The organism is Ruegeria arenilitoris (assembly GCF_013032445.1).
GTDB classification, from domain to species: domain Bacteria; phylum Pseudomonadota; class Alphaproteobacteria; order Rhodobacterales; family Rhodobacteraceae; genus Ruegeria; species Ruegeria arenilitoris_F.
This window is the reverse complement of sequence record NZ_WQCA01000034.1, coordinates 1-21,682: the sequence shown is the minus strand read 5'-3', so window position 1 is coordinate 21,682 and position 21,682 is coordinate 1. Positions and strand designations below refer to the sequence as shown.

The 21,682-nt window shown below is 52.8% G+C and carries 27 protein-coding genes and 1 pseudogene; 11 read left to right on the top strand and 17 right to left on the bottom strand.

Going from position 1 to position 21,682, the window contains the following annotated elements; all coding sequences use genetic code 11:
- Positions 1-205 precede the first annotated feature (205 nt).
- Positions 206-2,842, top strand: a complete 2,637-nt coding sequence (locus tag GOW98_RS23465; protein WP_170336684.1) for an AsmA family protein — start codon at positions 206-208, stop codon at positions 2,840-2,842.
- Between the two features lie 355 nt (positions 2,843-3,197).
- Positions 3,198-4,430, top strand: coding sequence for a metallophosphoesterase family protein (locus GOW98_RS23460; protein ID WP_170336682.1), 1,233 nt, complete (start codon positions 3,198-3,200; stop codon positions 4,428-4,430).
- 64 nt (positions 4,431-4,494) lie between these two features.
- Here GOW98_RS23460 and GOW98_RS23455 read toward each other — a convergent pair whose 3' ends face one another.
- The gene (locus GOW98_RS23455) at positions 4,495-5,199 is read right to left on the bottom strand and encodes an IS6 family transposase (protein ID WP_170336680.1); all 705 of its coding nucleotides are present in this window, start codon (positions 5,197-5,199) and stop codon (positions 4,495-4,497) included.
- A 56-nt stretch (positions 5,200-5,255) separates the two neighbouring features.
- Positions 5,256-5,861 (bottom strand): TetR/AcrR family transcriptional regulator, encoded by a 606-nt coding sequence (locus GOW98_RS23450; protein ID WP_217359719.1) that lies wholly within the window; start codon positions 5,859-5,861, stop codon positions 5,256-5,258.
- Positions 5,862-5,933: 72 nt separating this feature from the next.
- Between GOW98_RS23450 and GOW98_RS23445 the strand changes: the two genes are divergently transcribed.
- The 3 genes from GOW98_RS23445 to GOW98_RS23435 are packed head-to-tail and all read left to right on the top strand — an operon-like array spanning position 5,934 to position 7,348.
- A complete protein-coding gene (locus GOW98_RS23445) occupies positions 5,934-6,467 on the top strand; it encodes a redoxin domain-containing protein (protein WP_170336677.1) in 534 nt (177 codons plus the stop codon).
- Positions 6,468-6,479: 12 nt separating this feature from the next.
- A complete protein-coding gene (locus GOW98_RS23440; RefSeq protein ID WP_170336675.1) occupies positions 6,480-6,881 on the top strand; it encodes a nuclear transport factor 2 family protein in 402 nt (133 codons plus the stop codon).
- 26 nt (positions 6,882-6,907) lie between these two features.
- Entirely contained in the window at positions 6,908-7,348 is a 441-nt protein-coding gene (locus GOW98_RS23435; protein ID WP_170336673.1) for a YybH family protein, read from the top strand.
- Between the two features lie 80 nt (positions 7,349-7,428).
- Here the strand turns inward: GOW98_RS23435 and GOW98_RS23430 are convergent, their stop codons facing one another.
- From GOW98_RS23430 to GOW98_RS23420, 3 genes are read right to left on the bottom strand one after another with little or no spacing between them, the layout of a single operon-like run.
- The gene (locus GOW98_RS23430) at positions 7,429-7,905 is read right to left on the bottom strand and encodes a RidA family protein (protein ID WP_170336671.1); all 477 of its coding nucleotides are present in this window, start codon (positions 7,903-7,905) and stop codon (positions 7,429-7,431) included.
- Positions 7,906-7,927: 22 nt separating this feature from the next.
- Complete coding sequence (gene sigJ, locus GOW98_RS23425) at positions 7,928-8,830, bottom strand: RNA polymerase sigma factor SigJ (RefSeq protein ID WP_170336669.1); 903 nt, start codon at positions 8,828-8,830, stop codon at positions 7,928-7,930.
- Positions 8,814-9,245 carry a carboxymuconolactone decarboxylase family protein gene (locus GOW98_RS23420; protein WP_170336668.1) on the bottom strand — a complete coding sequence of 144 codons (432 nt, stop codon included), beginning with the start codon at positions 9,243-9,245 and terminating at the stop codon, positions 8,814-8,816. Before GOW98_RS23420 ends, sigJ begins: the two co-directional genes overlap by 17 nt.
- Before the next feature lie 275 nt (positions 9,246-9,520).
- On the opposite strand from GOW98_RS23420, the gene GOW98_RS23415 reads away from it, so the two are divergent.
- A complete protein-coding gene (locus GOW98_RS23415) occupies positions 9,521-10,273 on the top strand; it encodes an SDR family oxidoreductase (RefSeq protein ID WP_170336688.1) in 753 nt (250 codons plus the stop codon).
- 108 nt (positions 10,274-10,381) lie between these two features.
- Here the strand turns inward: GOW98_RS23415 and GOW98_RS23410 are convergent, their stop codons facing one another.
- Positions 10,382-10,666 (bottom strand): hypothetical protein, encoded by a 285-nt coding sequence (locus GOW98_RS23410; RefSeq protein WP_170336665.1) that lies wholly within the window; start codon positions 10,664-10,666, stop codon positions 10,382-10,384.
- Here GOW98_RS23410 and GOW98_RS25915 point away from each other — a divergent pair.
- Positions 10,610-10,756: pseudogene (locus GOW98_RS25915) on the top strand (IS481 family transposase); the annotation flags it as partial. The gene GOW98_RS23410 and the pseudogene GOW98_RS25915 sit on opposite strands and share 57 nt — an antisense overlap.
- A 327-nt stretch (positions 10,757-11,083) precedes the next feature.
- Here the strand turns inward: GOW98_RS25915 and GOW98_RS23405 are convergent.
- From GOW98_RS23405 to GOW98_RS23375, 8 genes are all read right to left on the bottom strand, one after another.
- Positions 11,084-11,656 (bottom strand): hypothetical protein, encoded by a 573-nt coding sequence (locus tag GOW98_RS23405; RefSeq protein ID WP_170336663.1) that lies wholly within the window; start codon positions 11,654-11,656, stop codon positions 11,084-11,086.
- Positions 11,657-11,735: 79 nt separating this feature from the next.
- Positions 11,736-11,870 (bottom strand): hypothetical protein, encoded by a 135-nt coding sequence (locus tag GOW98_RS26145; protein ID WP_256367863.1) that lies wholly within the window; start codon positions 11,868-11,870, stop codon positions 11,736-11,738.
- Positions 11,871-12,034: 164 nt separating this feature from the next.
- Positions 12,035-13,156 carry an alanine/ornithine racemase family PLP-dependent enzyme gene (locus GOW98_RS23400; protein ID WP_170336661.1) on the bottom strand — a complete coding sequence of 374 codons (1,122 nt, stop codon included), beginning with the start codon at positions 13,154-13,156 and terminating at the stop codon, positions 12,035-12,037.
- Entirely contained in the window at positions 13,153-14,352 is a 1,200-nt protein-coding gene (locus GOW98_RS23395; protein ID WP_170336659.1) for a DUF1611 domain-containing protein, read from the bottom strand. The genes GOW98_RS23400 and GOW98_RS23395 overlap by 4 nt, the downstream gene beginning before the upstream one ends.
- Before the next feature lie 92 nt (positions 14,353-14,444).
- Positions 14,445-15,209: a hypothetical protein gene (locus GOW98_RS23390; RefSeq protein WP_254438145.1), complete on the bottom strand. Its 765-nt coding sequence runs from the start codon at positions 15,207-15,209 to the stop codon at positions 14,445-14,447.
- 79 nt (positions 15,210-15,288) lie between these two features.
- Complete coding sequence (locus tag GOW98_RS23385; protein WP_170336655.1) at positions 15,289-15,642, bottom strand: hypothetical protein; 354 nt, start codon at positions 15,640-15,642, stop codon at positions 15,289-15,291.
- 3 nt (positions 15,643-15,645) lie between these two features.
- Entirely contained in the window at positions 15,646-15,927 is a 282-nt protein-coding gene (locus GOW98_RS23380; protein ID WP_367646892.1) for a hypothetical protein, read from the bottom strand.
- Between the two features lie 473 nt (positions 15,928-16,400).
- Positions 16,401-17,153: a Crp/Fnr family transcriptional regulator gene (locus tag GOW98_RS23375; protein WP_170336651.1), complete on the bottom strand. Its 753-nt coding sequence runs from the start codon at positions 17,151-17,153 to the stop codon at positions 16,401-16,403.
- 135 nt (positions 17,154-17,288) lie between these two features.
- Here GOW98_RS23375 and GOW98_RS23370 point away from each other — a divergent pair, with 135 nt between their 5' ends.
- The 3 genes from GOW98_RS23370 (at position 17,289) to GOW98_RS26400 (ending at position 18,607) form a co-directional block, all read left to right on the top strand.
- A complete protein-coding gene (locus GOW98_RS23370; RefSeq protein WP_170336649.1) occupies positions 17,289-17,522 on the top strand; it encodes a hypothetical protein in 234 nt (77 codons plus the stop codon).
- 721 nt (positions 17,523-18,243) lie between these two features.
- Positions 18,244-18,477 (top strand): hypothetical protein, encoded by a 234-nt coding sequence (locus tag GOW98_RS23360; protein ID WP_170336645.1) that lies wholly within the window; start codon positions 18,244-18,246, stop codon positions 18,475-18,477.
- A 4-nt stretch (positions 18,478-18,481) separates the two neighbouring features.
- A complete protein-coding gene (locus GOW98_RS26400; protein WP_170336644.1) occupies positions 18,482-18,607 on the top strand; it encodes a DUF1660 family phage protein in 126 nt (41 codons plus the stop codon).
- Positions 18,608-18,735: 128 nt separating this feature from the next.
- On the opposite strand, the gene GOW98_RS23350 is transcribed toward GOW98_RS26400, so the two are convergent.
- Together GOW98_RS23350 and GOW98_RS23345 are read right to left on the bottom strand one after the other, a co-directional pair.
- The gene (locus tag GOW98_RS23350; RefSeq protein WP_170329064.1) at positions 18,736-18,945 is read right to left on the bottom strand and encodes a cold-shock protein; all 210 of its coding nucleotides are present in this window, start codon (positions 18,943-18,945) and stop codon (positions 18,736-18,738) included.
- Between the two features lie 59 nt (positions 18,946-19,004).
- Entirely contained in the window at positions 19,005-20,357 is a 1,353-nt protein-coding gene (locus GOW98_RS23345; protein ID WP_217359718.1) for a DEAD/DEAH box helicase, read from the bottom strand.
- 275 nt (positions 20,358-20,632) lie between these two features.
- Between GOW98_RS23345 and GOW98_RS25605 the strand changes: the two genes are divergently transcribed.
- Entirely contained in the window at positions 20,633-20,803 is a 171-nt protein-coding gene (locus GOW98_RS25605; RefSeq protein WP_217359717.1) for a hypothetical protein, read from the top strand.
- A gap of 196 nt (positions 20,804-20,999) precedes the next feature.
- On the opposite strand, the gene GOW98_RS23340 is transcribed toward GOW98_RS25605, so the two are convergent.
- On the bottom strand, positions 21,000-21,542 hold the full coding sequence (locus GOW98_RS23340) for a hypothetical protein (protein ID WP_170336641.1): 543 nt from the start codon (positions 21,540-21,542) through the stop codon (positions 21,000-21,002).
- Positions 21,543-21,682 lie beyond the last annotated feature (140 nt).

Here is a 21,682-nt window from a genome sequence, read left to right as displayed (position 1 = left end):
CCAAACGCTACGCACTCGCCCTGCCCCGCTCAAGTAAAGTTAATCTGACAAGACCCTGACAAGACCCACTGGCCATTCAGCCAATCATTTGGGACGTTTTCCAACGCAGCTCAATTTAGTTTCTTCACGCGGCGCCGTTCGGTACCCTCTCAGAGCAGATATTTTCAAGGATGTTGGTGATGCACGGCAAAGGTGGCGGGATTCTATGACGGCGATTTTGCGCATAACAAGACGCGCCGCACTGCTCGCCGCTCTCGTTTTCGTGCTTATCTGGTCCGCTTTAGCTTTGCCTGTTTTCTCCGGGCTTCGAACTCCGATTTTGGAGAAGATACTTTCAGAACAAGTCGGTCAGGCGGTGTATATTAAAGGGGATGTCAGCATCATTCTGGGTGCGACAAGTCACGTTCGCGCAACCAAAATCGAAGTGCCCAGCGAGACTATTGAACATGTGAACCTAGCAGCATTGGAGGTTCTGGAACTGGAATTCAACTTCCCAGCGTTGGTATCGGGCCAGATTGATATCGACAACTTGGTCATCGACGGTCTTAACGTTCAACTGCTGACCGACACAGCTGGGACGCAAAGCTGGGTAGCGGACAATCGGCCTGAGGTCAGAACGACCGCGTTGGGGATACAGAATGACACGGATGGTATTCTGGATTTCCTGAGCGACAAAACTGTGACTTTCACTTCGGTTGACCTCATCGTAGACAATGAGACAACAGGTTTCGAATTCGATTTCAAGTTGACAAACCTGCACTTGGATCAACTGGGCGATAATTCTGGTGCAACGGTCACAAGCCGCGGAACCGTGAACGGGCAGAGCTTTCAGATCAATGGCGACTATCCACTAGGCCAACCCTTCACGACAGATGCAAACTTCGGTGCGATGACTCTCGGTTTCAACGGAAGCCCCATCACCACGCAAAACGGTGGTGGTTTCGAAGGCAAACTGACGTTGGATACTGGTGAAATTGGCGATCTTCTCGAACTTCTTCGACTCGACCGTGATATAGAAGGTCAGGCGACTTTGGCGGCCGATTTGAAAAACCAAAACCCAATACTGAAGGTCTCGGATTTCAGCACATCATTGAACCTTTCGAACGGTCAATTTCTAACTGCCACGGGCTCCGTCGATGACCTGATCGGTTTCGAAGGCATCGATATTGCTATCGACGGGCGCTTTTATCCGCAGGGCGACCCACCTGAAACAGCCACGGATCTGAAGAACTTAAAACTGACCGGACTTTCGACCCGCATCGTCGGTACAGACGACGCGCTGGAATTTAAGGATCTGACGCTCACGACAAACGCGTTTGACAACGAGCTAAAGCAGATCGGTCCGGTTCGATTTGGCCGCTTGTTTCGTGCTGACAACGGTAACCTGATGTTGGAAAACATCGCGTTGCAGGCAGGACCGCATGATCGACCCTATTTTATTGCCAATGGCAACATCAAAGACTTGTTGCGCCTTAAAGAGATCGACTTTAGCGGCACGATGTCGATACCGTCATCGCTGTTCTTCCGAGACCTCACTGCCAAGTCTCTAGGTGGCGTTGAAGGCAGCTTTTCGGTGGATGATTTACAGGGGTACCTTAGTCTCAACGAATTCGATGCGCAGACAGTTGATACCGAAATTTGGGAACTGAGGACCAAGGCCAAACTCGGCAATGTAAATGACTTTGAGAACCTGTCCTTCGATTTCAATCTGGCTGTCAAAGACAGCGTCCAATTTCTGGCGGCCATCGGCCAGAAATCAGTCAACACCGGACCGTTAAAGGTCAGCGTGTCCGCGAACGGAAATCAAGACGACTTCTCAAGTGAAATTGCGCTGACTTCCGGCAAGTCTGAACTGAGCGCCAAACTAGAGACATCCACGGCTGGTGCGCGTCCTCTGACCCAAGGCAGGATTTCCAGCCAGCGCATCGCGTTCCAGGACGTCAAAAACGCTGTTGCCATTGTTACAAGCATCGCAACACGCTTTCGCCAACCCGGTACCAGGGGCGCAAAACGCGATGCGTCGAAAGGGAAACTTACCGATCTTATTGAGCTAGAAGATTTTCTGCTCGATCAGGATGTCGATGTGTCCATTGACATCAAGAAAATCGAGGGCGAACGGGCAATAACCAGTTTGTCCAGCCATCTGAAGGCAATGAATGGTCTTGCCCAGCTTGGGCCTATCGATGTCGCCTATGATGGCGGTCATTTCTCTGCTACGGCGAAAATGAATATGGTGAAGAGCCCGCAGTTGCTTTCAATTCAGGGCACAATAAAGGATTGGAATCTGGCAACCCTGTTTAGTGAGTTTAATACCAAATATTCGGCAGTCGGGCGGCTTCATGGAAGTTTTGGACTTACCGGAAACAGACGCTCGCCAGACGCCTACATAAACTCGATGAAAGGCTCTGCCTCTATCCTGATGTCAAATGGCGGTATATCAACCAGTCTTCTGGAATTTTCCGGGCTGGGCATCTTTCCCTGGTTATTTTCCGAAGAGCTGAGAAAAGGGTATAGCAAGATCACCTGCCTGGCCGTGCCAGTCGAAATCGATGCGGGTGACGTTTCTTTCAATTCGTTCGTCGCGGAAACCAAAAAGGTACAGCTTGTTGCCCATGGCGATCTAGATTGGATAAAAAACACGATTTCAATTCAGGCAGAGGCCCGAAAACTCGGCAAGCCTTTGTCACGGAGCGCCTGGCCATTCGAAGTCGTCGGGGCGCTGACGCATCCGAAAATTAAGCTACTTCATCACAACGTTTTCCAGAAACGCGTGGATGGAGCCACGGAGTTACCCGAAAACCGAAAATCCTGCGTTCCGGATATTGACCAGTTAAGACAGTAGATAAAGGTTGCCGTTTCAATTTCGCTTGGATCCGGGCAGTCCGTCAGGACAGCGCGTGCTTCGGCAAAGAGCTCTTTCCATAACCTCTAACTCAATACACAACACGAAAAATCGCTATTGACTTTGGAAGTCGCCAGTTTCGGCTTACGATGCAACGGATATAATATGCGCGCCGAAGACTGTTTTGTGAAGTACACCGAGAGAGGCATCAGGCGCTGACGCAAATAAGCACTATAGCGGCAGTTCTGAACTGAGTTCCTGTTGTTCCGCTTGCGTCAGCAGGATTTGAAATTCACTGGACTTACGGTGCCTCATACCTAAGCTTGTCGCATTTTCCAACAAAGGGGTCGGCATTTTGACCAAAACCGCTTCACTCGTTTTCGCGACATGGGTTTGGCTGTGTTTAACGGTTTTGTCTTCCAAAGCTGACGTTTTGCATGGTTGGGTACAACTCGGACCCGATGATCAAATCATTGTAAGAGCAATCTCTGCGTCACTTGATTGCCCTTTGTTGCAAATCGATGGTCAGGCTGTTGCGATGAAAAAGCGAGCGATGCCAGAGGACCAGTTTCCTAATTTGGTTTGCGGATACCGCGCGCCAAAACTGGCACAAAAAATAATGCTTGATGAAAACGCGCTACCAACCCTCAATCCAAACGTGCAACGCATCGCAGTGATCGGTGATACTGGGTGCCGTATTCGCGGCGCTAGAGTACAGAATTGCAATGATCCGTCCGCCTGGCCCTTGAATGCCATCCTAGAGGAAATCGCATCAAGATCGCCGGATTTGGTTATCCATGTTGGTGACTACCTGTATCGGGCATCGGAATGCCTGGACCCAGAAAAATGCGGCGGATCTCCTTATGGTGACACCTTCAAATCCTGGTCCGCGGATTGGCTGGACCCGGCGGGCAGTCTGCTCGGGCGCGTCCCGTTTGTCTTCTTGAGGGGCAATCACGAAAACTGTGGACGCGGCGACAAAGGGTGGTTCCGGTATTTCGAAACCGGGTCCGTTCCCTTGAGTTGTCCCGCAGTAACCCTACCATGGATCGCTTCCGTTGATGGTCTTGATCTGATTTCCTTCGATTCCTCGGCTGGTCCGGCACCGCAAAGCAGCCCCGACTTGGCAGACGTCTACGAACGAATGGCAAGTGGCCTGTTTGAGAAATCCAGCGGCGAAACTTGGCTTCTCACGCACCGACCTCTTTGGGTGAACATGCACGCGTTTGGAGAGCTGATTGATGGTGACGAAACACAGCGGGCCGCGCTCAGCGGGGTCATTCCAGAAACAGTCAACCTTATTTTGTCAGGCCATATCCACGCCTTTCAGGCGATCGATTTACTGGACGGGCCGGTGCAGGGGATAAGCGGCAATGGAGGAACGCAGCTTGATCCTATGCCCACCGACATTGCCACCAACGTTAAAGTTGCTGGCAGCCTGGCAAGTACAGTAGTCAGCAACAGCGATTTCGGCTTCTTAATGTTGACCCGGGAATCAAGTGGTGGCTGGTCGATGGACGCAATAAATTCAGAAGGAGAATCCCGTAATCGATGCCGTCTTATCGGGCGTGCGCTTTCTTGCGAGTGACGCAAACCTGAGGTGCTGTCAGACAAATTCGAACCAGTCTCAGCTAGGCCAGTAAGGCTACCCTTTATTCGGCACAAAGACAGCGCCACTCGGCAAGAGCGGCGGTGCGTGTCAGCTTGAAGGTATCTCTGCTGGCGAGCGATCTTTCCTGGTTGAAATGGTTGTAGACGGAGGAATGGACGGATGCGAATTTCTGCAAACTTCGCATGCGCCTGAACCGTTGCATCGCGCGTTCGCGTCGTCGGAAAGGAAGGTGTGAATTCTCAACGCGGTTGTTGAGCCACCTGCCCGTCTGCTGTTTTTTGGCAGCACCAAGCTCTCTGAAAGCGGCCCGATACGATGCGAAGCGATCCGTGACGTTTTCCGGTCGACCGTGACGCTTCATCAATTTCTTGAGGAATTTCAGTGCTGCATCTTTGTTTCGACATTTGGTGACAACGGCTTCCAGCACCTCACCTTCTTGATCAACAGCCCGCCAAAGATAATGCCGCTTGCCATTCACCTCGACGAAAACCTCGTCCACGTGCCACTTCCATTTGGAGTATGCTCTCAACTGCTGCACCCGCTTTCTTCGGATCTCAGCAGCAAACATTGGGCCAAACCTGTTACACCAATACCGGACAGTTTCGTGGATCACGTCGATGCCTCGCTCGTGCAACAAATCTTCGACATTCCGAAGCGAGAGCGGGAAACGGATGTACAGCATCACTGCAAGACGGATGATCTCGGGACTGGTTTTGAAATACTTGAAAGAGGCGGGTCTGGTCATGGACAAAAGCTACGCAACCGCCTTGCCCGCCTCAAGCCAAGTTCTTCTGACAAGACCTAAGTCAGCAGCATCTGAACTCTGGAATCGAGGTCTTGCTGCATGCGCTCGCCACTCCAACCTGCGCGCCCTCTGAACATGTAACCTTGTCTCAAATCGTAGAGAAGAGCTGCCCGTTCACGGGACGGAAAATCTGCCGGTAACGTGCCTTTTTCGATTTCCCGGTCGAAGCGAGCGGCAAGGCGTTTTTCGGTGTCGTCAATCGCCGCCTCGACGCGTTCGGCTACGCCTTCGACCTGGCCGACCATCGTGACAACGCTTGAAGCAAGAAAGCACCCTTTTGCACCGCTTTCATGTTCGGTGGCATAGTGCACAACCTCGGACAGAAACCCCTTGATGGCCTTGGTGATATCTTCCTCGGTTTCAAAGGCCACGACGGGTGCACAGCCATCCACGTCCGCATAAAGATCGATGGTTTTGAGATACAGCTCTCGCTTGTCACCGAAGGCCGCATAAAGACTTGGCCCGGTAATCCCCATCGCCTGCGTCAGGTCACGCAGCGACGCCCCGTCATACCCCTTGGTCCAGAAGACCGACATCGCCTGCATAAGGGCTTCGTCGTAATCGAAGTTTCTTGGGCGGCCTAATTTTTTTGTATCGGTCAATATATAATTCCTTGACTCTCGCGCTGTCGCGATAATTATTTATCACTCGATATATAATCAGAAAGGCTCCTTATGACCAGCCCCAAACCTGCCGTCGGAAAGGCATTTCCGGCGATCGATATACCTGTGCTTGGTGGTGGCATCCGAAGCCTGTCCACACCCCGGGACGGGTACGACTGGATGTTGACCATCGTCTATCGCGGCAAACACTGCCCGCTTTGCACCACCTACTTGCGAGATTTGAACAGCGCGCTCCCTGACCTGAACGCTTTGGGCGTCGATGTCCTGGCGGTCTCGGCCGACAGCGCAGAGCGTGCAACGACCCAGAGGCTAGAGGTCTCACCAACCTTCGATATCGGCTATGGTCTGAGCGTTGAGCAGATGCAGACGCTGGGTCTGTACATCTCCGGGCCGCGCAATGGGATGGATGTTGAAGGGCCGTTTGCCGAGCCCGGTCTGTTTGTCATCAACGATCAGGGCGTTCTGCAGATCGTCGATATCTCGAACGTCCCGTTTGCCCGTCCCAGTCTGACAAGCCTTGTGATGGGTATCCGGTTCCTACGCGGGTTGTCAGATGACTTCCCGGTCAACGGCACCCATGCCTGAAGGAGATCGGCTATGGCAGACAGAACAAAAACAGGCGTACGCGCCGCGATTGAGGACCTGATGAATGTCGCGGTCCACGGCGATGCCAGCGGTCTGGACCGCGTTTATCACAAAGACATGCAAATCCTGATGCTGGACATCAGTGGCGGATTGGCTCGTTTTGACAAACCCGGGTTCATGGATCTGATGGCCAGCTCGGTCAAAGACACCAACCCGAATGATCACAAATGGGCCCGGTTCAACGCGGTAGAAGCCAATGGAAACCAAGGACACGTCCTGATCACCCGACGCGTGCTAATCGGCGATGCCCGCAAAGTGCTTGAACTCAGTATCGATCTGATTTTCGAAGAAGACCGCTGGCAGATCACGCGAGAGGTGATCTTCGCGCGCCCTGACTCCGATCCAATTTCCTAACACCTATCCAAAAAAAGGAACGCACTATGCGAATGATGACCACTGTCGCAGCCGTTTTGTTGTCGGCGGGCATAGCCGTTGCGGATGACGCAACCACCAGCCTCAATACTCTAAACGACCAGTTCAACGCCTTCGCTGCCAATCACGACGCGGCTGGGTTGGTGTCGCTCTATTCCGAAGACACACTTTGGATCGAACAAGGCAAACCTGTGCGTCAGGGTTTGGAGGGCCCACGGGATCTGTTCGAGTTTGTCACTGCCAACAAAGGCGATGTTACCCATACGATTGACCACCTATACGTCTCGGACGATGAGACCTTGGCGGTCATGATCGGTTTCGTTGAGGCAAAAATCGAAACCGTCGGGATGGATGCCACAGGAACCTACCTGTTTGTCCTGCGTCCCGAGGACGATGGCTGGGAAATCGTCACCGACATGTGGCATCAACATGTCTCTGAGGACAACTGAGGACTGAGGCGCGAGCCCTTCGCTTGATAGAGAGGCACCGGCACAGTGCCTCCCAACGATTTCAGTTGCGGCTGGACTAGTCAGCGCTGCAAGTTGCCAGAATCCAGAACGGCAATAGCATCGACCTCGAAGAGCATTCCGTCGAGGGCAAGCCTTGGTACCGGCACTAGCGTTTGCGTCGGCAGGTGGTTTCCGAAGGCCGATTTGAGTTGACGTGTTAACACTGCCAATTTCGTCTGATCGTGATCAACGACGTAGGTGGTGAGTTTAACCACTTGCTCGGGACCAGCCCCAGCAGCCGCAAGCGCTGTGGCCAGGTTCTGGTAGGCTTGGGCGACCTGCGTCTCGAAATCGGGGGCGAGATCGCCTTTCTGGTTCTCACCGCCTTGACCCGCTATGAACACAAGGTCGTTCGAGAACAGCGCGTGACTGTATCCGTTTGGCGCAGGATCGTAGAGCGCTGGAGGATTGACGATTTGAATTCCACCGGCCAAAGCCGAGTCGGTTGAAAGTGTGACCATCGCAATGGCTCCTATGGCTTGGATAAGGTTTCGCATGGATATTCTCCGGTTGTGCGGATCAGTGGATATGAACCGCGTCGAGATGGGTGAGTTTGTCTGGGTTTCGGACGATGTAGATTTCCTGAACTTTCTCCTCATCGTCGAAGGCAAAGGAGAGCGCCGCCGTTGTCGTATCCCCGAGATTTATCAAGGCACCATGCATGCCGTTTAGATTGACGAGCACCCATTCGTGATCGACCCAGTATCGGTGCAGCTTGGAGGAGACGAAGTTGCAGAGTGGGACGGCCCCTTCGATCGCTTCGAGTATTGCCGGGACCTTGCCTCCGCCATCTGCGCTCAGACGAGCATCTGCTGCCAGCATCTGGGACAGATCATCGATCCGACCCTCCATCACGGCCGCTTTAAACGCCGACAGAAAAGCCATCTGCCGCTCTGGGGAAGCTTTGTGACGTGTAACCGCACGACCGACATTTCCGCGCGCCCGAGATACCAGCTTTCTGCTGCTGGCTTCTGAGGTGTCGAGCGTTTCCGCGACAGCGGCATGAGACATCTCAAAAATGTCGTGAAGCAGGAAAGCCGCACGTTCTTTCGGGGTCAATCGTTCCAGCATCATCAGGAATGCCATCGAAAGACTGGAAGTTAACTCCGCTTCCTTCTCTGCATCGTTCTCGCTGGAAATCTGTATCGGTTCCGGCAACCAGGCGCCCACGTAGTCCATGCGTGCCCGGTCGCCCGAGCGTCGCATGTCAATGCAGCGCCGAGTGCAGGCGGTGACAAGCCAACCACTTGGATTCTCAATCGCTGCACGGTTCGTGCCCGCCCATTTGAGAAACGTGTCTTGTACCGCATCCTGAGCATCGCTTAGAGACCCCAGAATTCTGTAAGCGAGGCCCGACAACCTTGGACGCATACTTTCGAAAGCTTCAAGTTCTGACTTTGTGAGTTCAGTGCTTTGATACATTGATCCGGTTCCACAGATTGATCATGGCAATTTCAGCAGTCAGAGCGCCGATTTCAGAGTCGGAAAAATGCCTGCTCAAACGTGCGCGCATGGCCGCAAGGTCTGATTTCAAGTGCAGGTTTGTCAGTGCCTCGGTCCATTCCAGCGCCGCTTTCTCCGCATCGGTGAAATCGCTCACCTGGTCCCAGGCAATCACCCTGTCCAGCCGTCCGCTGGTCTCACCGTTTTGCCGAGCCTCTTTCGTGTGCATTTTGATGCAGAAACCGCAGCGATTAATCTGAGATGCCCGAAGTTGAACGAGGTGGCGGACTTTCAGATCAAGGCCATGGTTGTCGAGCACCTGATGCACGCTGGCCATCGTCTGGAGTACTTCGGGGATCGTCTGTTCATATTGAGTCGTAGTTGAAGTACTCATCGTTACTTTCCTTTGTTTGACTATCCTATGCACTAGTGACGATTGTCGGTCGGCTTTTGTGACGCGCCCATCAGTGAGTTTTCTTAAGGATCTGTTCTAAAATGATTTTTTGCGCACAACTCGCTTGTGGCAATAAAGCGTAAGTCTTTCTGTCATCGTGCCGACCCGAATCTTGCGCTTTCATTTCTGCCAGTTGGGCATGCGCATGAATCGGGTCGAAGAACAGTTCGTCGCCACCTTAGTGGAGTGTCATGCAAATATGGAAAGGCATGGCAATGAAACTCGAAAACAAAACCATCATCATCACTGGCGCGAGCAGCGGGATCGGCGCTGCTGCCGCTTTTCTCTTTGCCAAAAGCGGAGCAAACGTTGTTCTGGGCGCCCGTCGTAAGACTCAACTAGATGAGATTGTTGGGCAGATACGGCAAGATAACGGTAACGCCGTTTCGCTTGCAGGCGATGTCACGGACAAGGCTTACGCTTGTGCGCTCGTTAAATTGTCGGAAAAGAGTTTTGGTGGCTTAGACGGAGCATTCAACAACGCCGGCATCACTGGCGACATGGGTTCAATTCCAGATATGGGAAGTGACAACTGGCACAAAGTGATAGCTGTTAACCTGAGCAGTGGTTTTTTCGCTGCAAAGTTTCAGGTTCCAGCGCTGCGCAAGAGAGGTGGTGGTTCCATTGTGTTTACTTCGTCATTTGTCGGGCACACTGTTGGTCTTCCAGGAATGGGAGCCTACGCTGCTGCGAAGGCAGGCTTGATCGGCATGGCACAAGTCCTGGCGGCTGAACATGGCTCCGAGGGCATCAATGTTAATGCACTTCTGCCCGGTGGAACGATGACCCCTATGGCAGGTGAAGACGCCTCTTTCCATGAAGTTGTCAGAGGGCTTCATGCACTTAAACGCATGGCTGAACCCTCCGAAATTGCGGCAGCAGCCCAGTTTCTTCTGTCGGACGACGCTTCTTTCGTGACCGGAAGTGCGATGCTAACCGATGGGGGCAACTCTATCAGCAAGTTCTAAAGACATAGAGCAGAAATTGGTTCGAGTTTTATCAATGTCTGATCAGTTCCAAGAGCCGCCATTCTGAAAAATCCGCGCAACGACCGAGTTGCGGGACATAGCGTGAATTCACGTCGCGGACCCCAACTTCTGCAGTCTGCGCATCGCAACCTCGATATCCTGCACCAAGGGCGGGATCCGGCCATTCGCCGCCAGTGCGATGAGATGGTGCCAGGACAGTGAGAGCGGACGTTCAGAATGGCCTGAAACCGAGCATCTCGCCGCACGACGGCATGGCAACTCCGAGTCCAACTCGGACATAGCATAATTGTATTGCGTGCGCTCGCGGCGCAGATTTCGCTGCAAGCCGATCTGGAAGAATGGCTGCACCACTACAACCAAGAGCACACTCATCAGGGCAAAATGTGTTGCAGAAGAATACCCTTCCAGACCATGATCGAGAGCAAAGAGATCAGGAAGGAAAAGATCCGGAACCAAACTTAATCTGGCATACACCACAGGAAAAACGGCCAACTGTCAGATCACATCGGAACCACTACATGTCAGTACATCAGCGACGCCGAGCAAACCCAGGGCTTTCCGATACGCCATTTCGCCACGCGTTCAACCCCTTGCAGCGTCGACAAATCCGCTCTCCGAACCCTTCGCTCCAGAATGGAGTTCTGCAACGAAGACACGGGCGTTCTTGCGGCACGTCATTGTGGGCGCGAGCCATGATCGTATCTGCTTCGTCGTCGGAGTCTTCCATCAGTTCTTAGCCTCGATTTCTGTTTTGGTTTATACAGCGACTGGAAAAGAAAGTTCCGAGCCCTAAGCCTTGAGATTGAAGGAGCTGCCCATTTCAGTCTGTCCAATGGGACGGCCTGTAATCCGAGGGGTTTTAATAGGACGAACCGGCATTCCTTCGTTCTCAGCAGCTTGGACAGCGAAAGTATACCGAGAACCGTTTCCGCATCCACGCGGTAGGGCTCGTTGATCTGATGATATGTCGTCTGCCTCAGAGATGAGCGACTCCGAGTAGAGGTGCCGAAGTTGAGTCTCTGAAACGCCATCCGCTTCCATAATCAATTGCACCATGGGATCGGCCAAAAGTTGGTCGAGCAAGAACTGCGACAACTGCTTTGAAGACAATTTATCCTTTGCGCGGGCTCTCTCCAAATCAGTAAGAGAAACGGTCAAGGTACGCGCCAGACCGGGGTAAGATTTCCGTGGATGCAGACAGATTAACACCGAGGCCTTCCAGGCTTCTGGGTCCGAATAATCTGGTGGTGCGGAAAGCTCAGTTTCTATGTCGTACTCGCCTGCCGGGAGTAATTCGTCGAAGCCAGGGAAAGTAAACGGCCTGGAAAAGACTGCGATTGTCTTGCTGATTATCTGGTTCATTTGGGTAATTCTCCTTTGCTGATACCGCTCGCTCGGAGATGCAGACAAGAACAAGCCACCCACTCCCGGCAGGGTATTATCAGTTTTGAGGTTTAGGCTTTGGTTTTTCGGGGACGACGTCAGGCGCTTCAGACGTAACTTCTTTTTTCGGCGCGTCCGCATCGTTTTCCTTCAGTGCGGCAGCCGCTCTGGTCGTCAGGTCTTTGAAAGACATCATTTTGATCCTTTGATTGTCCGCAACACCCACGAGCCCAGATAGGGTGTGAAAAGTGAATGCGGCTACGTCCAATATAGGGATTGGGTGCCTCATTTACTACGTAAAGCCGTAGAATAAGACGGATGGCTGAAGCAGAACCGAGGCGGCGGCACCTTGGCGCGCTATTTTCGATTCGAGTATGGGCGATCAGTGTTCGCTGCGTTGCAGTCAACCAAAGCGCTATCACCATGGAAGACTTTTGCTACATCGGGTGCAGCCATGCCGCGCGAGAGCGCGCTATACTTCATTCTCAGCTTCACCTCGCCACCAGGGCGAAGCAGCCAATTGGTGTTTTCTACAACGATATGATCACTGGTGGCTCCGACGAACGTGACGCCAGCAGGGAATATTAGACCCGCCGCATCAGTGTCCTGGAGTCCGATCGCAAGGATCGACCGAGTATTCGAAGGACTGCCTAAAGTCACACACTGCATTGAAGGTATAGGATAATTCATTTGCAAGGGATTTGGATTTGATTTGGTCTTCGTTTCGATCACTTCCGCCCAAAGCGTAAAAACATCTGTGTAAAGCCCGTCGATCGCGTATCCCGAAACGGGATCGGTACCCAGCAGGATGGCCTCACCCAGACGCAGGTTGTTGATCTTTCCGGTCGCCCCCTTGCCAAGCGCCCATGGCAAACTGGCAGAGCCGCCGCCTGACACTGTTTCCAGAGCGGGTCCACTTGCAAGTTCGGTGTCGGCGGCAAGCGAAGAAAGCAATTCCATTGCTCCTGCAGAAGGTGCCACATGACCCAGACAGGCAAAATTTGCGCCAATCCCCTTCAGAGAAATCCCTTCCATTCTAAGAATTTGAGACACAGTGCTTTCAAGGTGTTCAGGCAAGATGCCATCCCGCATATCCCCCATTTCCACCATCAGGATAATATTGTGAGTCATGTTCTTCCCCAGCGCCTCGATGGCCAGGCTGGCGATAATGTCCATCTCAGTGTTGAAGCTGACATCGCAGTTATCAAGGACTTGCGCGACCTGGCTCAGCATGGGCGTTCGGATCAAGGATATGGAGCACGAGATTCCAGCATCGCGCATACGCATGATATTGCTGATCCGCGCGTCCGCCAGCCCTGTCACGCCACCTTCAAGCATAGCATTCGCAATCTCAGGATGACCGCAAACGGCTTTTGTCACACCTGTCACCGTGACTCCGCGGGGTCTAAGGTGGTCGACCAGGAACCGTGTGTTGTACCGAATTTTGTCCAGATCAACGTCGATACGCAGCTTGCTCATTCAATCGTCGTAACACGTACGGGTTGCAAGCGCGGAAAAGCAGATAGAACCATATTCACCAAGTTTTTTGGAGGACGGTTCAATGCGTCAGTGACCGGGAGATACAATTTGCAGTTGTAGTCTGTGATGGCCTTTGAAATCTCAACATCATTCATTCCTTCATGGTTGATCGTCATGCCAATTACCTCTGTGTTCGCAAAAGCCTCGATCAGGGTGATTTCATCGCAAGGGGCGGGCATAGTCATGTTGGGGAAATCACATCGACGTTTTCGTTTGGGCGCGTGTTGAAGAATAACTGCATGTGGCTGACTGCCTCGCAGAATGAAGGCTGATGTGCAAAAAGCCGGATGGCTTAGCGCGCCCTGGCCCTCGATCACTATTACATCCGGGTGCTCACCCTCGGATGCCGAAACGACAGCGCGCTCAAGTTCGCCACAACAAAATTGCGGCGGCACCGAATCCATCGCGACACCATACTTGGCGCCCTGCATCAAGCCAGTTTGGCCGGTGCCGACCAAAACTGTTTTGATCCCATGCGCGTTAAGTGCGCCTGTCAGGATTGTCGCGGTTGTACGCTTTCCAATTGCACAATCGGTGCCGAACACCGCGATGCGGATCGCCTGGACGTCTCCAATACTGCCATCTAACAGGCGCAGGTCGGGATTTGGCCGCGGCTTGCGAATGTCGCGTATCGTGACATCGTGAATTTTGGCAAATCCGGCGAGCTCCTTGTCATCGCTAAGAAATTCATGCAGCCCACTGACGATGTTCATTCCGAGCGTTATCGCATCCAAAACAACTTCGCGATCCTCAAGGGACATTCTGCCGCTGGCCGGCGCCATTCCGTAAATAAAAGTGTCGGGGATCGTAGCTTCATTAGCGACGGCGGCATCAAGATCATCGAAGATGGGAACCTGATTTGCGATATTATCAAGCACTTTGCCACTGTCACAACCGCCATACGTGCTGTCGATCACCGAAAGAACGCGATAGGCCTGTGAATGTCGAACGAGACCATTAGCCGTCTTGCCATCGATCTTTGCGAAGTTTCCTTCGCAATACACAATTGCAGTCGGTGTATCTGTCACGAGTGTCTTGCGGTGAAGCTCCGGAAAAACTGCTTGTTCAGGCGCCAGCTTTTGCGCATCGCTGGCAATGAACTGCTTGGCATCCGACGCAATGGGTACGGGTTTCATATTTGTTCCTTTTTAGAGTGTGAAACACGCGTCCTTGGTAAGGACGGGCAAAAATTGTGAAGTTTGGGAAAGTGGGCTTTCTGTCTGAATTCTCACTGGTTCAGAACACACAGCCCTTCTGATCGATGATAGTTTTTGTGGCATTGCCACCCATTGCCGGATCGGTCGATATGGGCATTTGCCGGTAGCTCGATTGCATTGCAGCGATCACCGGACGCCTCGTAGCCACGTTCGCATTTCCATCCAACTCCATGGATCGCGTCATCGTAGAAAGCATTTTCAGGCACAAAGACGGCATCGCACCGTCCGTCGCGCTCAAAATACCCACGCTCGCACGTCCAGGGACGCCCGCTGGTTGATGCGTTCAGAAAAGCGTTTTCCGGCACCGCTACTGCCACGCATGCTTCTCCGTCTTTTTCGTAGCCACGGTTGCAACGCCATGCAGATCCATAAGTGCTATTCGTCAGGTAAGCATTATCCGGCACCACGATTTTCTGGCAGCTATCGTCTACTCTTGTGTATCCACGCAGGCACCGCCACCTCTCACCTGATGGATCGAGATATCCACCCTCAGGCACAATCACTTCAGTGCATGAGGTGCCGCCAACTTCAACAAAGCCATGCATACATGCCCACCCTGAGCCATAGGTTCTGTTTGTGGGGTAGGCATTTCCCGGCACGACAATGGCCACGCATTCTTCGCCTTTCAACCGATAGGACAAATCGCATTTCCAACCGTCGCCATACTTTTTGGGATGCGCGTTATCCGGGATCGAATTTGTTTCGGCCGATGCGGGACTTGATGAGATAAAGGAGCTCGCCAAACTGCTGAAGACGACAACAAACAACGCAGCCATTAAGTGAGCGCAAAACCGGTACTGATTTTTTCGATTTGCCCTGATGCAAACGGCGTCGTCCGAAAGTTGAGTTGTTGAGTTACGATTCATCCAGGTTCAGCCCCTCAATACAGGCCTGCGCCAGATCTTTGTTTGGAGTTTGGGATCCTGGTACCGTTGCCCAGCCAGCGGCCATGACGGCATCCTTCTGCTTGAAAGACGAAGCTTCTTTGATTGTCGTCAGTTTTTCGGCGCGTTGGGCGTCAGTTCTCGCCATGTCGACGCAGACCGGAACCAACGCAGCGATTACATTGTCGCGGGACATGGCGTTGGCCATCTTGTCCGCGCTACCGCCGGTCATCCATCCACCCCAAGAAAATCCAACGACGCCTACGAAAACCCCTCCGATCAGGGCACCGTAGATTCCGGGTTTAAGCCATTCGGGCGTGTTCATAATCTATTCCTCCTGCGGGGAAAGCGCCGCATCGCTGTCATTGTTAGATGTAGCCAAGGTCTGGTCGTGCTTGAGCGCCAGTTCAAAATCTTCTGGGTCAATTGGGCGCATTTCTGTGCGGCCTGGCTTGCTGCCCTTGCCCTGAACGGTCAGGTAGGTTCCGGTTCTTCGATATGCTTCGAAACTCAGGCCCTGCAGTAGTTCTTCTTCAACAACTACTTCATACTCGCCTGCAGGAAGTTCATCCGGGTAGCCGGACAAAGAGAACGGATTTGAAAACGTCACCAAAGAACTGGACGATCTCGTGCTCACCTTGGTCCTCCATATAGTTTGTTGGATCTTCCCCGCGCAGTCTGCCGCGGTACACGCTCGTAAGCGCCGCGGTAGTACTGGCGTTGTAATTTAGAATAATGTGCAAATGGCAGACGCGCGCTGATCGATGTTAGTCTGCGGCCAATGACCTGAGATTTTATTGGAATCTCAAATGCATTTAGTGCCCGAGGATCAGGTACTGCCAAAAATTGACTAACCTGCGTCAGTGCAACGATGTTTGGATTCCTGCAACGTGATGTGTGTTGGCGGGATATTTGCTGGCGTGTTCTTAACGAGTATTTGAGAAGCGCAGGAAATCCAGTACCGCAATCGGACTGTATTTATCTTGCGCTTCTTTTTCAGTGAAATCCCAAATCTGCCGAAGCGAATGGCGTCTCTAACCAGGCAACTATCATCAAAATCCCGGCATCGCTGAAGGGGTGAACTTATTGCTTCAACAGTGGCCCGGCCTGATCCAGATAAGTGGGGTCAAAACCGGCCAACGTCACCAGTCCGTCATAATCATCAAATACCACTTGCCCGGATTGAAAAGTAACCAGCCCCTTTTCCCGCAGTTGCCGTAGGACACGATTAACATGTACGGCACTCAGTCCCAGCGTATCGGCAAGGTGGTATTGTGTCAGTGGGCAGGCGTATCCCGTCTTGCTTGCCATCCCGACCTGAGTCAGCCTCACACCAAGTTCCAATAGAAAATGCGCCATGCGCTCACCCGCATCTCGCCGTCCTATGTTGACCAGGTGCTCAACCACCATCGCTTCATCTCGAGAGACCGCCCAAAGAATTGCTGTCGCCAGCCGGGGCGTTTGCGCAAATGCTTCCAGGAGATCATCCACCACTACTTCAATGGCTTGGATTTCCATGATTGGTTCTATGCTGTGATCCGAGGTGTGCAGCAGAACGCTTCGCAAGCCCAGAAAGTCACCCGGTATTTGGAAATCGACGATCTGACGCGACCCGTCAGTCTGGGTTTTGTAGGAACAAACCCAGCCCGAGGCCAGAATGTAGGCAGCCTGCTCTGATTGCCCTTGATGCACAAGGTCACGTCCGGCTTCAAAGGTTCTGCGACGCTTGTGCAGGCGTGCCAATGCCGCAAGTTCAACCTCAGTCAGAGCGACGAAGTTTGAAAGCTTTCGGGTGAGTGGACTGTTTTTGATAGTGCGCAAGTGTTCTTCCTTCATCGATGAGCAGCCCGCGAAACTATCCGACGACAAGACTGCTTTCGATCAGTTAAGTATACAGCAATCTATGCCAGTATGATGCAATTCATTGTGGCGCTTCCTTGCTTGGACGCCTGTTAAAAAAGGACGTCTACCATGGCTGACCGGCAAGACCACTCTGGAATGGCCGCACTCTCAATTTGTGAAGCGCTTTTGCTTGCAATCAAAGATCGTGAGCTCCTGCCCGAACATGAAATTGTGGGAGTTCTGCGTGACGCAGCTGCTGCCCACGAAACAGCGGTCGGCAATAACGATGAAAAGGATATGCACCAGGCCGTCGCCTTTCTCATTAACCGGATCATTGCTTCCGGCTATCGGGTTCGGCAGTAGCGTAAAGTCCCGTATCGGAAAAACAAGATTATGCTCGTCAAAAAAGCTTAACAGCAAGAAGACACAAAATTGGCGTCTCGTTTCTAATCAGTTCAAACACGAAGCAAAAACCAATGTTTCAATACTTGCCATATCCCGCGTCTTGCTCGTCCGACCGAGCCGCGGCGAAGGTACGGTTCCCGTTAACGCAAATACAACGGCTGCGAATGACCTGATTGGTGACACTTGCCGCGACGCAACAATAAGTATGCCGCGACCGCGAGCAAGTGCTGCTTTAGCGAAGGCTCCAGATCGAAAGACGGCAAAGTCAGCTTACCGTGAGTTCACCAAAGCCCATATTTCGCTTGCGCAGCGAACGGCAGGAACGCGGTCAGCAGCCGCAGCATCCGAGGGGTGCACTGGATGTCTCCTTTGGGCCGTCCGTGATGTATCCTCTCGCCATGCGACAACTGATACTGCGTTGCCTCTGATGTCGGCAGGGAGCCCTTTTTGACCAATGCCGCGCAGTGTTCTAACCGGACCAATCGGTGCATTTCGGCCATTGAACTTTGTTTGCTCGGAAAGGATGTTGGAGTTCGTGTGAATTCCGCAGATGCAAGCCGGCCTAACAAATTCTCTGCACCGTTCTACGCATCTCCGTATAGTGTAGTTGTTGTGAAGTCGCAGGGGTTCGTATCGGCGGATAGCCACCCCGAAAGCGCAGTCAAGAAAAGGCGTTGCCATGAGATCGCGTAGTGACATTACCGCTCTGAAAACCCTGGTTATATCAGGCGGGCACACGTTGTCGCTGGTCAGTGGCGATGTCGAAGACCGAGTTACATTTCAGCTCGAACGCTTAGTTTCGGAAGGACTGGCTACGCGAGATTCACCAAAATCCGGACAAGGTACAACATACCGCATCACCGCGTTGGGTAAAAAAGTATTGCAGGAATTTGAAGATAATCAAAAAGGGTGACGGTATGAAGCGGATTTTTTGCAGGATATTTGGGCACAAGTGGCGCGTTCGCTGGGCATCGACCTACCCCTTTCATCATTGTCTTCGCTGCGGGGTGGGTGGAGATATCCACTGCAATGAAGTTCACTAAAGGGGGGTAGGAAACACAGATCCAATCGCGCCATTGCTTCGAAAAGCAGCGAAAGACAGTGTTTGCGATTTCAGGATCTACCACTCAGCGGCCAATATGGCCGCTGAGTGGAGTTGCTTAAAAGCAATTTACTGCAATTGCAGGTTTTCGGCGGACGTCTTGCCGCGCATCCGGTCTTCTTTCAGATCGAAGCCGACCTTTGCGCCTTCTTTCAGGCTGTCGAGGCCGGAGCGCTGAACCGCGCTGATGTGCACGAATGCGTCGCCGCTACCGTTATCCAATTCGATGAAGCCGTAGCCTTTAGTTTCGTTGAACCATTTTACTGTTCCGGTCGTCATGAGATTATCCTTTCAATGACATGTGCGCCCGCCGGGATTGGCCGGGGCTGTTTGCTGCGTTAGGCAGCAGGTTGGGTGAACTCACCAATATTGGAGAGCATTCGCATAAGACCATCCTGCGCTTGGGCGGGGTCGATCTTGTGTTTTTGGTGCCCGTTCCGCTGACGCGTTGCGTGACCAACCGTTCGCGGTTTTGGCGACGGCGCAATTTTGGCAGCACAGGGCTTTTGCGGTTGTGCAACCCGACTGCGTTTCGCAGGCTCGGCTTGCGTTTCATCGCCATTTGGCAGCCTGTTGCCGATCAGCTTTTCGATATCCCGCAGGAGGGGCATCTCTTCGCGATCACACAGTGAAATTGCGGTGCCGGTTCTGCCTGCGCGAGCGGTCCTGCCGATTCGATGCACGTAGGATTCCGGCACATTCGGAAGCTCATAATTCACCACATGAGACACATCGTCGAAGTCGATGCCCCGTGCCGCAATATCGGTTGCCACAAGGACGGTGGTCGCCCCTGTCCGGAACCCCGCCATGGCGCGTTCGCGCTGAGGCTGGCTTTTGTTCCCGTGAATGGATGCGGAGTTGATCCCGGCGGCAAACAAATACTTGCAGACGTTGTCAGCCCCGCGTTTGGTGCGCGTGAAAACAACGGCGCGACGCACGTCCTTGTCCGACAGAATGTCTGCCAATACACGGCGTTTGTCCTGCTTGGCCACATGCCGGACGCTCTGCGCGATCCGTTCAATCGGCTTTGAAGCAGTCGCCACCTGAACCTCTGCCGGATCGTTCAGGAAGTCATCAGCGAGTTTTCTGATCTGCCCCGGCATTGTTGCCGAAAGCAGTGCCGTCAGGCGAGCCTCGGGCAGTTTTGCCATGATCTTGCGAATGCTGGGCAGAAAGCCCAGATCCAGCATCTGATCAGCCTCATCCACCACAATGGCTTTGGTTGCGGACAGGTTGATAACGCCTGTGCCAAGGTGGTCGAGCAGGCGTCCGGGTGTTGCCACCACAATGTCCACACCGCCGCTGAGAGCCTTGATCTGCCCGCCGGGGCGTACGCCACCGACAACAAGTGTCGCCGTGATCTGGCTGAACTTGCTGTAAGCGCGGATGTTGTCCACGATCTGCGCCGCAAGCTCGCGCGTCGGCGTCAGGATCAATGTCGTGCACTGTTTCGGAGCGGGTTTTGATCTCTCACGCTCAATCCGATGCAACAGTGGCAATACAAATGAGGCGGTTTTTCCTGTGCCGGTCTGGGCAATGCCGATCACGTCGCGCTCAGATTGCAGCAGCGGAATGACCTTGGCCTGAATGGGCGTAGGGGTCGAATATCCTTGAGCCTTGATGGCCTTCAGGATGGGCTCGGCAAGGCCGAGGGTGTCAAATGTCGTCAAAAGCGTTTGGTCTCGTGCCATAAACGCGGTTCACCGCTATCGGCACTTGGTCTCTCTAATCTACTGGGAAGCTCGTATGAAATAGCCGCCGTCGTTTCGTTGCTCTCAAGGAGCTATTCAAGACAACGATCTGGGAATCACGGGCGAGAATACTTTGCCGCTGATTTGGTCATCCACACGCGGCGTTGCGACTCACCTACAGGGCAAAGGTTAAGAAAGCAACAACTCATTTAAGAGCAGACATTTGCCAAGGTTACGTTTGTCCGCAAAGCCGGAATAGCAAAGTCTTGGATTGAATGTCCGGTTTGCTGATTGCCGCCATGTCCTCGGCGAACGGAGTGGCGGATTTGTCCGCGATCTGTGAATTCAGGCTCGCCCAAATTTTGCTGTCGCAGCGAATGTCGGCAAAGCGGGTTGCAACCGCAGCATCGAGACGGGTGGCAGATGTCGGCTATGGGCCGTACTAACCATAACCAATGGCAGCAATACGTGGTTCGCGCCCGTTCGTGCGTCGCGTAGAATCGGTCAAGAGGGCTCGTTGCGGTCATTCACTGCATTCGGCGTAAACGACTGCTATGCGGACAAAGAAGCAATCCGAGCATTAAGCAAAATTGCCCACTAGACCAATTATGGTGCTGAGCCAAAAGAGAAGCAGGATAATTCCTAGCGACGAGGGAGCCTACGTTCAGCTTCACTGATCAAAGTGTAGTTGGTGGCCCAAATGGATTCGAAAATGGGCGTGGCTTGGTCATGGTATAGCAGGATGGCTGTTTCCAAGTTCCCATCTTTCAACGCGTCGGAAATTGACTGCGATAGATCGACTAAGACTAGAACCTGTGCGACAGACTCCTGCAATCGTCTCTTTTCTTCTTCATTTAGATAAGCGTTTGTGTCCAAACGTGCAGATAGCCTTTTAAACTTGGGTAACAACAGGCTTTCTGCTGCCTCGCCCAACAGTGCTGCATGTGTCCCGTAGCCCAAATCACCTTCGTTCCACCCGCCTTGAACGGCGATGATGGCATTCGCCTGTAGAAAATAGAGGTGCCTGCTGTCTTGCTCGAATTTTCGAAATAGTGTGAGCGAGTTTTGGGTCCGGATCAGTTCGGCTCGCTCTTCGGGTTCGGATTGTCCAAACGCTGCATCCGGAACGCCACCGAACAAAACAAATAAGCTTACAATGACGCCAAATATCCGCGAAGCTCGCATGTTTCGCTCCCCCAATCTATCGAGAGGCTAAACGTCAACTTTAGTGTGATGCACTTTAGCACAATGCTGTGGAAAAGTCTGCTCAGGGCTCGAACCAGCCGTCCGATGGCTTTGTTTAGATGACAGGTTTGTGGTTGCGA

Coding starts and splice junctions, on each gene's coding strand:
- sigJ (WP_170336669.1), bottom strand. CDS start 8,830: ATGTATCAAAGCACTGAACTCACAAAGTCAGAACTTGAAGCTTTCGAA.
- GOW98_RS23435 (WP_170336673.1), top strand. CDS start 6,908: ATGCGAATGATGACCACTGTCGCAGCCGTTTTGTTGTCGGCGGGCATA.
- GOW98_RS23370 (WP_170336649.1), top strand. CDS start 17,289: ATGGCTGACCGGCAAGACCACTCTGGAATGGCCGCACTCTCAATTTGT.
- GOW98_RS23465 (WP_170336684.1), top strand. CDS start 206: ATGACGGCGATTTTGCGCATAACAAGACGCGCCGCACTGCTCGCCGCT.
- GOW98_RS23445 (WP_170336677.1), top strand. CDS start 5,934: ATGACCAGCCCCAAACCTGCCGTCGGAAAGGCATTTCCGGCGATCGAT.
- GOW98_RS23430 (WP_170336671.1), bottom strand. CDS start 7,905: ATGCGAAACCTTATCCAAGCCATAGGAGCCATTGCGATGGTCACACTT.
- GOW98_RS25605 (WP_217359717.1), top strand. CDS start 20,633: ATGTCCGGTTTGCTGATTGCCGCCATGTCCTCGGCGAACGGAGTGGCG.
- GOW98_RS23415 (WP_170336688.1), top strand. CDS start 9,521: ATGAAACTCGAAAACAAAACCATCATCATCACTGGCGCGAGCAGCGGG.
- GOW98_RS26145 (WP_256367863.1), bottom strand. CDS start 11,870: ATGTCTTTCAAAGACCTGACGACCAGAGCGGCTGCCGCACTGAAGGAA.
- GOW98_RS23395 (WP_170336659.1), bottom strand. CDS start 14,352: ATGAAACCCGTACCCATTGCGTCGGATGCCAAGCAGTTCATTGCCAGC.
- GOW98_RS23385 (WP_170336655.1), bottom strand. CDS start 15,642: ATGAACACGCCCGAATGGCTTAAACCCGGAATCTACGGTGCCCTGATC.
- GOW98_RS23360 (WP_170336645.1), top strand. CDS start 18,244: ATGAGATCGCGTAGTGACATTACCGCTCTGAAAACCCTGGTTATATCA.
- GOW98_RS23405 (WP_170336663.1), bottom strand. CDS start 11,656: ATGAACCAGATAATCAGCAAGACAATCGCAGTCTTTTCCAGGCCGTTT.
- GOW98_RS26400 (WP_170336644.1), top strand. CDS start 18,482: ATGAAGCGGATTTTTTGCAGGATATTTGGGCACAAGTGGCGCGTTCGC.
- GOW98_RS23340 (WP_170336641.1), bottom strand. CDS start 21,542: ATGCGAGCTTCGCGGATATTTGGCGTCATTGTAAGCTTATTTGTTTTG.
- GOW98_RS23455 (WP_170336680.1), bottom strand. CDS start 5,199: ATGACCAGACCCGCCTCTTTCAAGTATTTCAAAACCAGTCCCGAGATC.
- GOW98_RS23345 (WP_217359718.1), bottom strand. CDS start 20,357: ATGGCACGAGACCAAACGCTTTTGACGACATTTGACACCCTCGGCCTT.
- GOW98_RS23350 (WP_170329064.1), bottom strand. CDS start 18,945: ATGACGACCGGAACAGTAAAATGGTTCAACGAAACTAAAGGCTACGGC.
- GOW98_RS23410 (WP_170336665.1), bottom strand. CDS start 10,666: ATGAGTGTGCTCTTGGTTGTAGTGGTGCAGCCATTCTTCCAGATCGGC.
- GOW98_RS23420 (WP_170336668.1), bottom strand. CDS start 9,245: ATGAGTACTTCAACTACGACTCAATATGAACAGACGATCCCCGAAGTA.
- GOW98_RS23375 (WP_170336651.1), bottom strand. CDS start 17,153: ATGAAGGAAGAACACTTGCGCACTATCAAAAACAGTCCACTCACCCGA.
- GOW98_RS23440 (WP_170336675.1), top strand. CDS start 6,480: ATGGCAGACAGAACAAAAACAGGCGTACGCGCCGCGATTGAGGACCTG.
- GOW98_RS23400 (WP_170336661.1), bottom strand. CDS start 13,156: ATGAGCAAGCTGCGTATCGACGTTGATCTGGACAAAATTCGGTACAAC.
- GOW98_RS23390 (WP_254438145.1), bottom strand. CDS start 15,209: ATGGCTGCGTTGTTTGTTGTCGTCTTCAGCAGTTTGGCGAGCTCCTTT.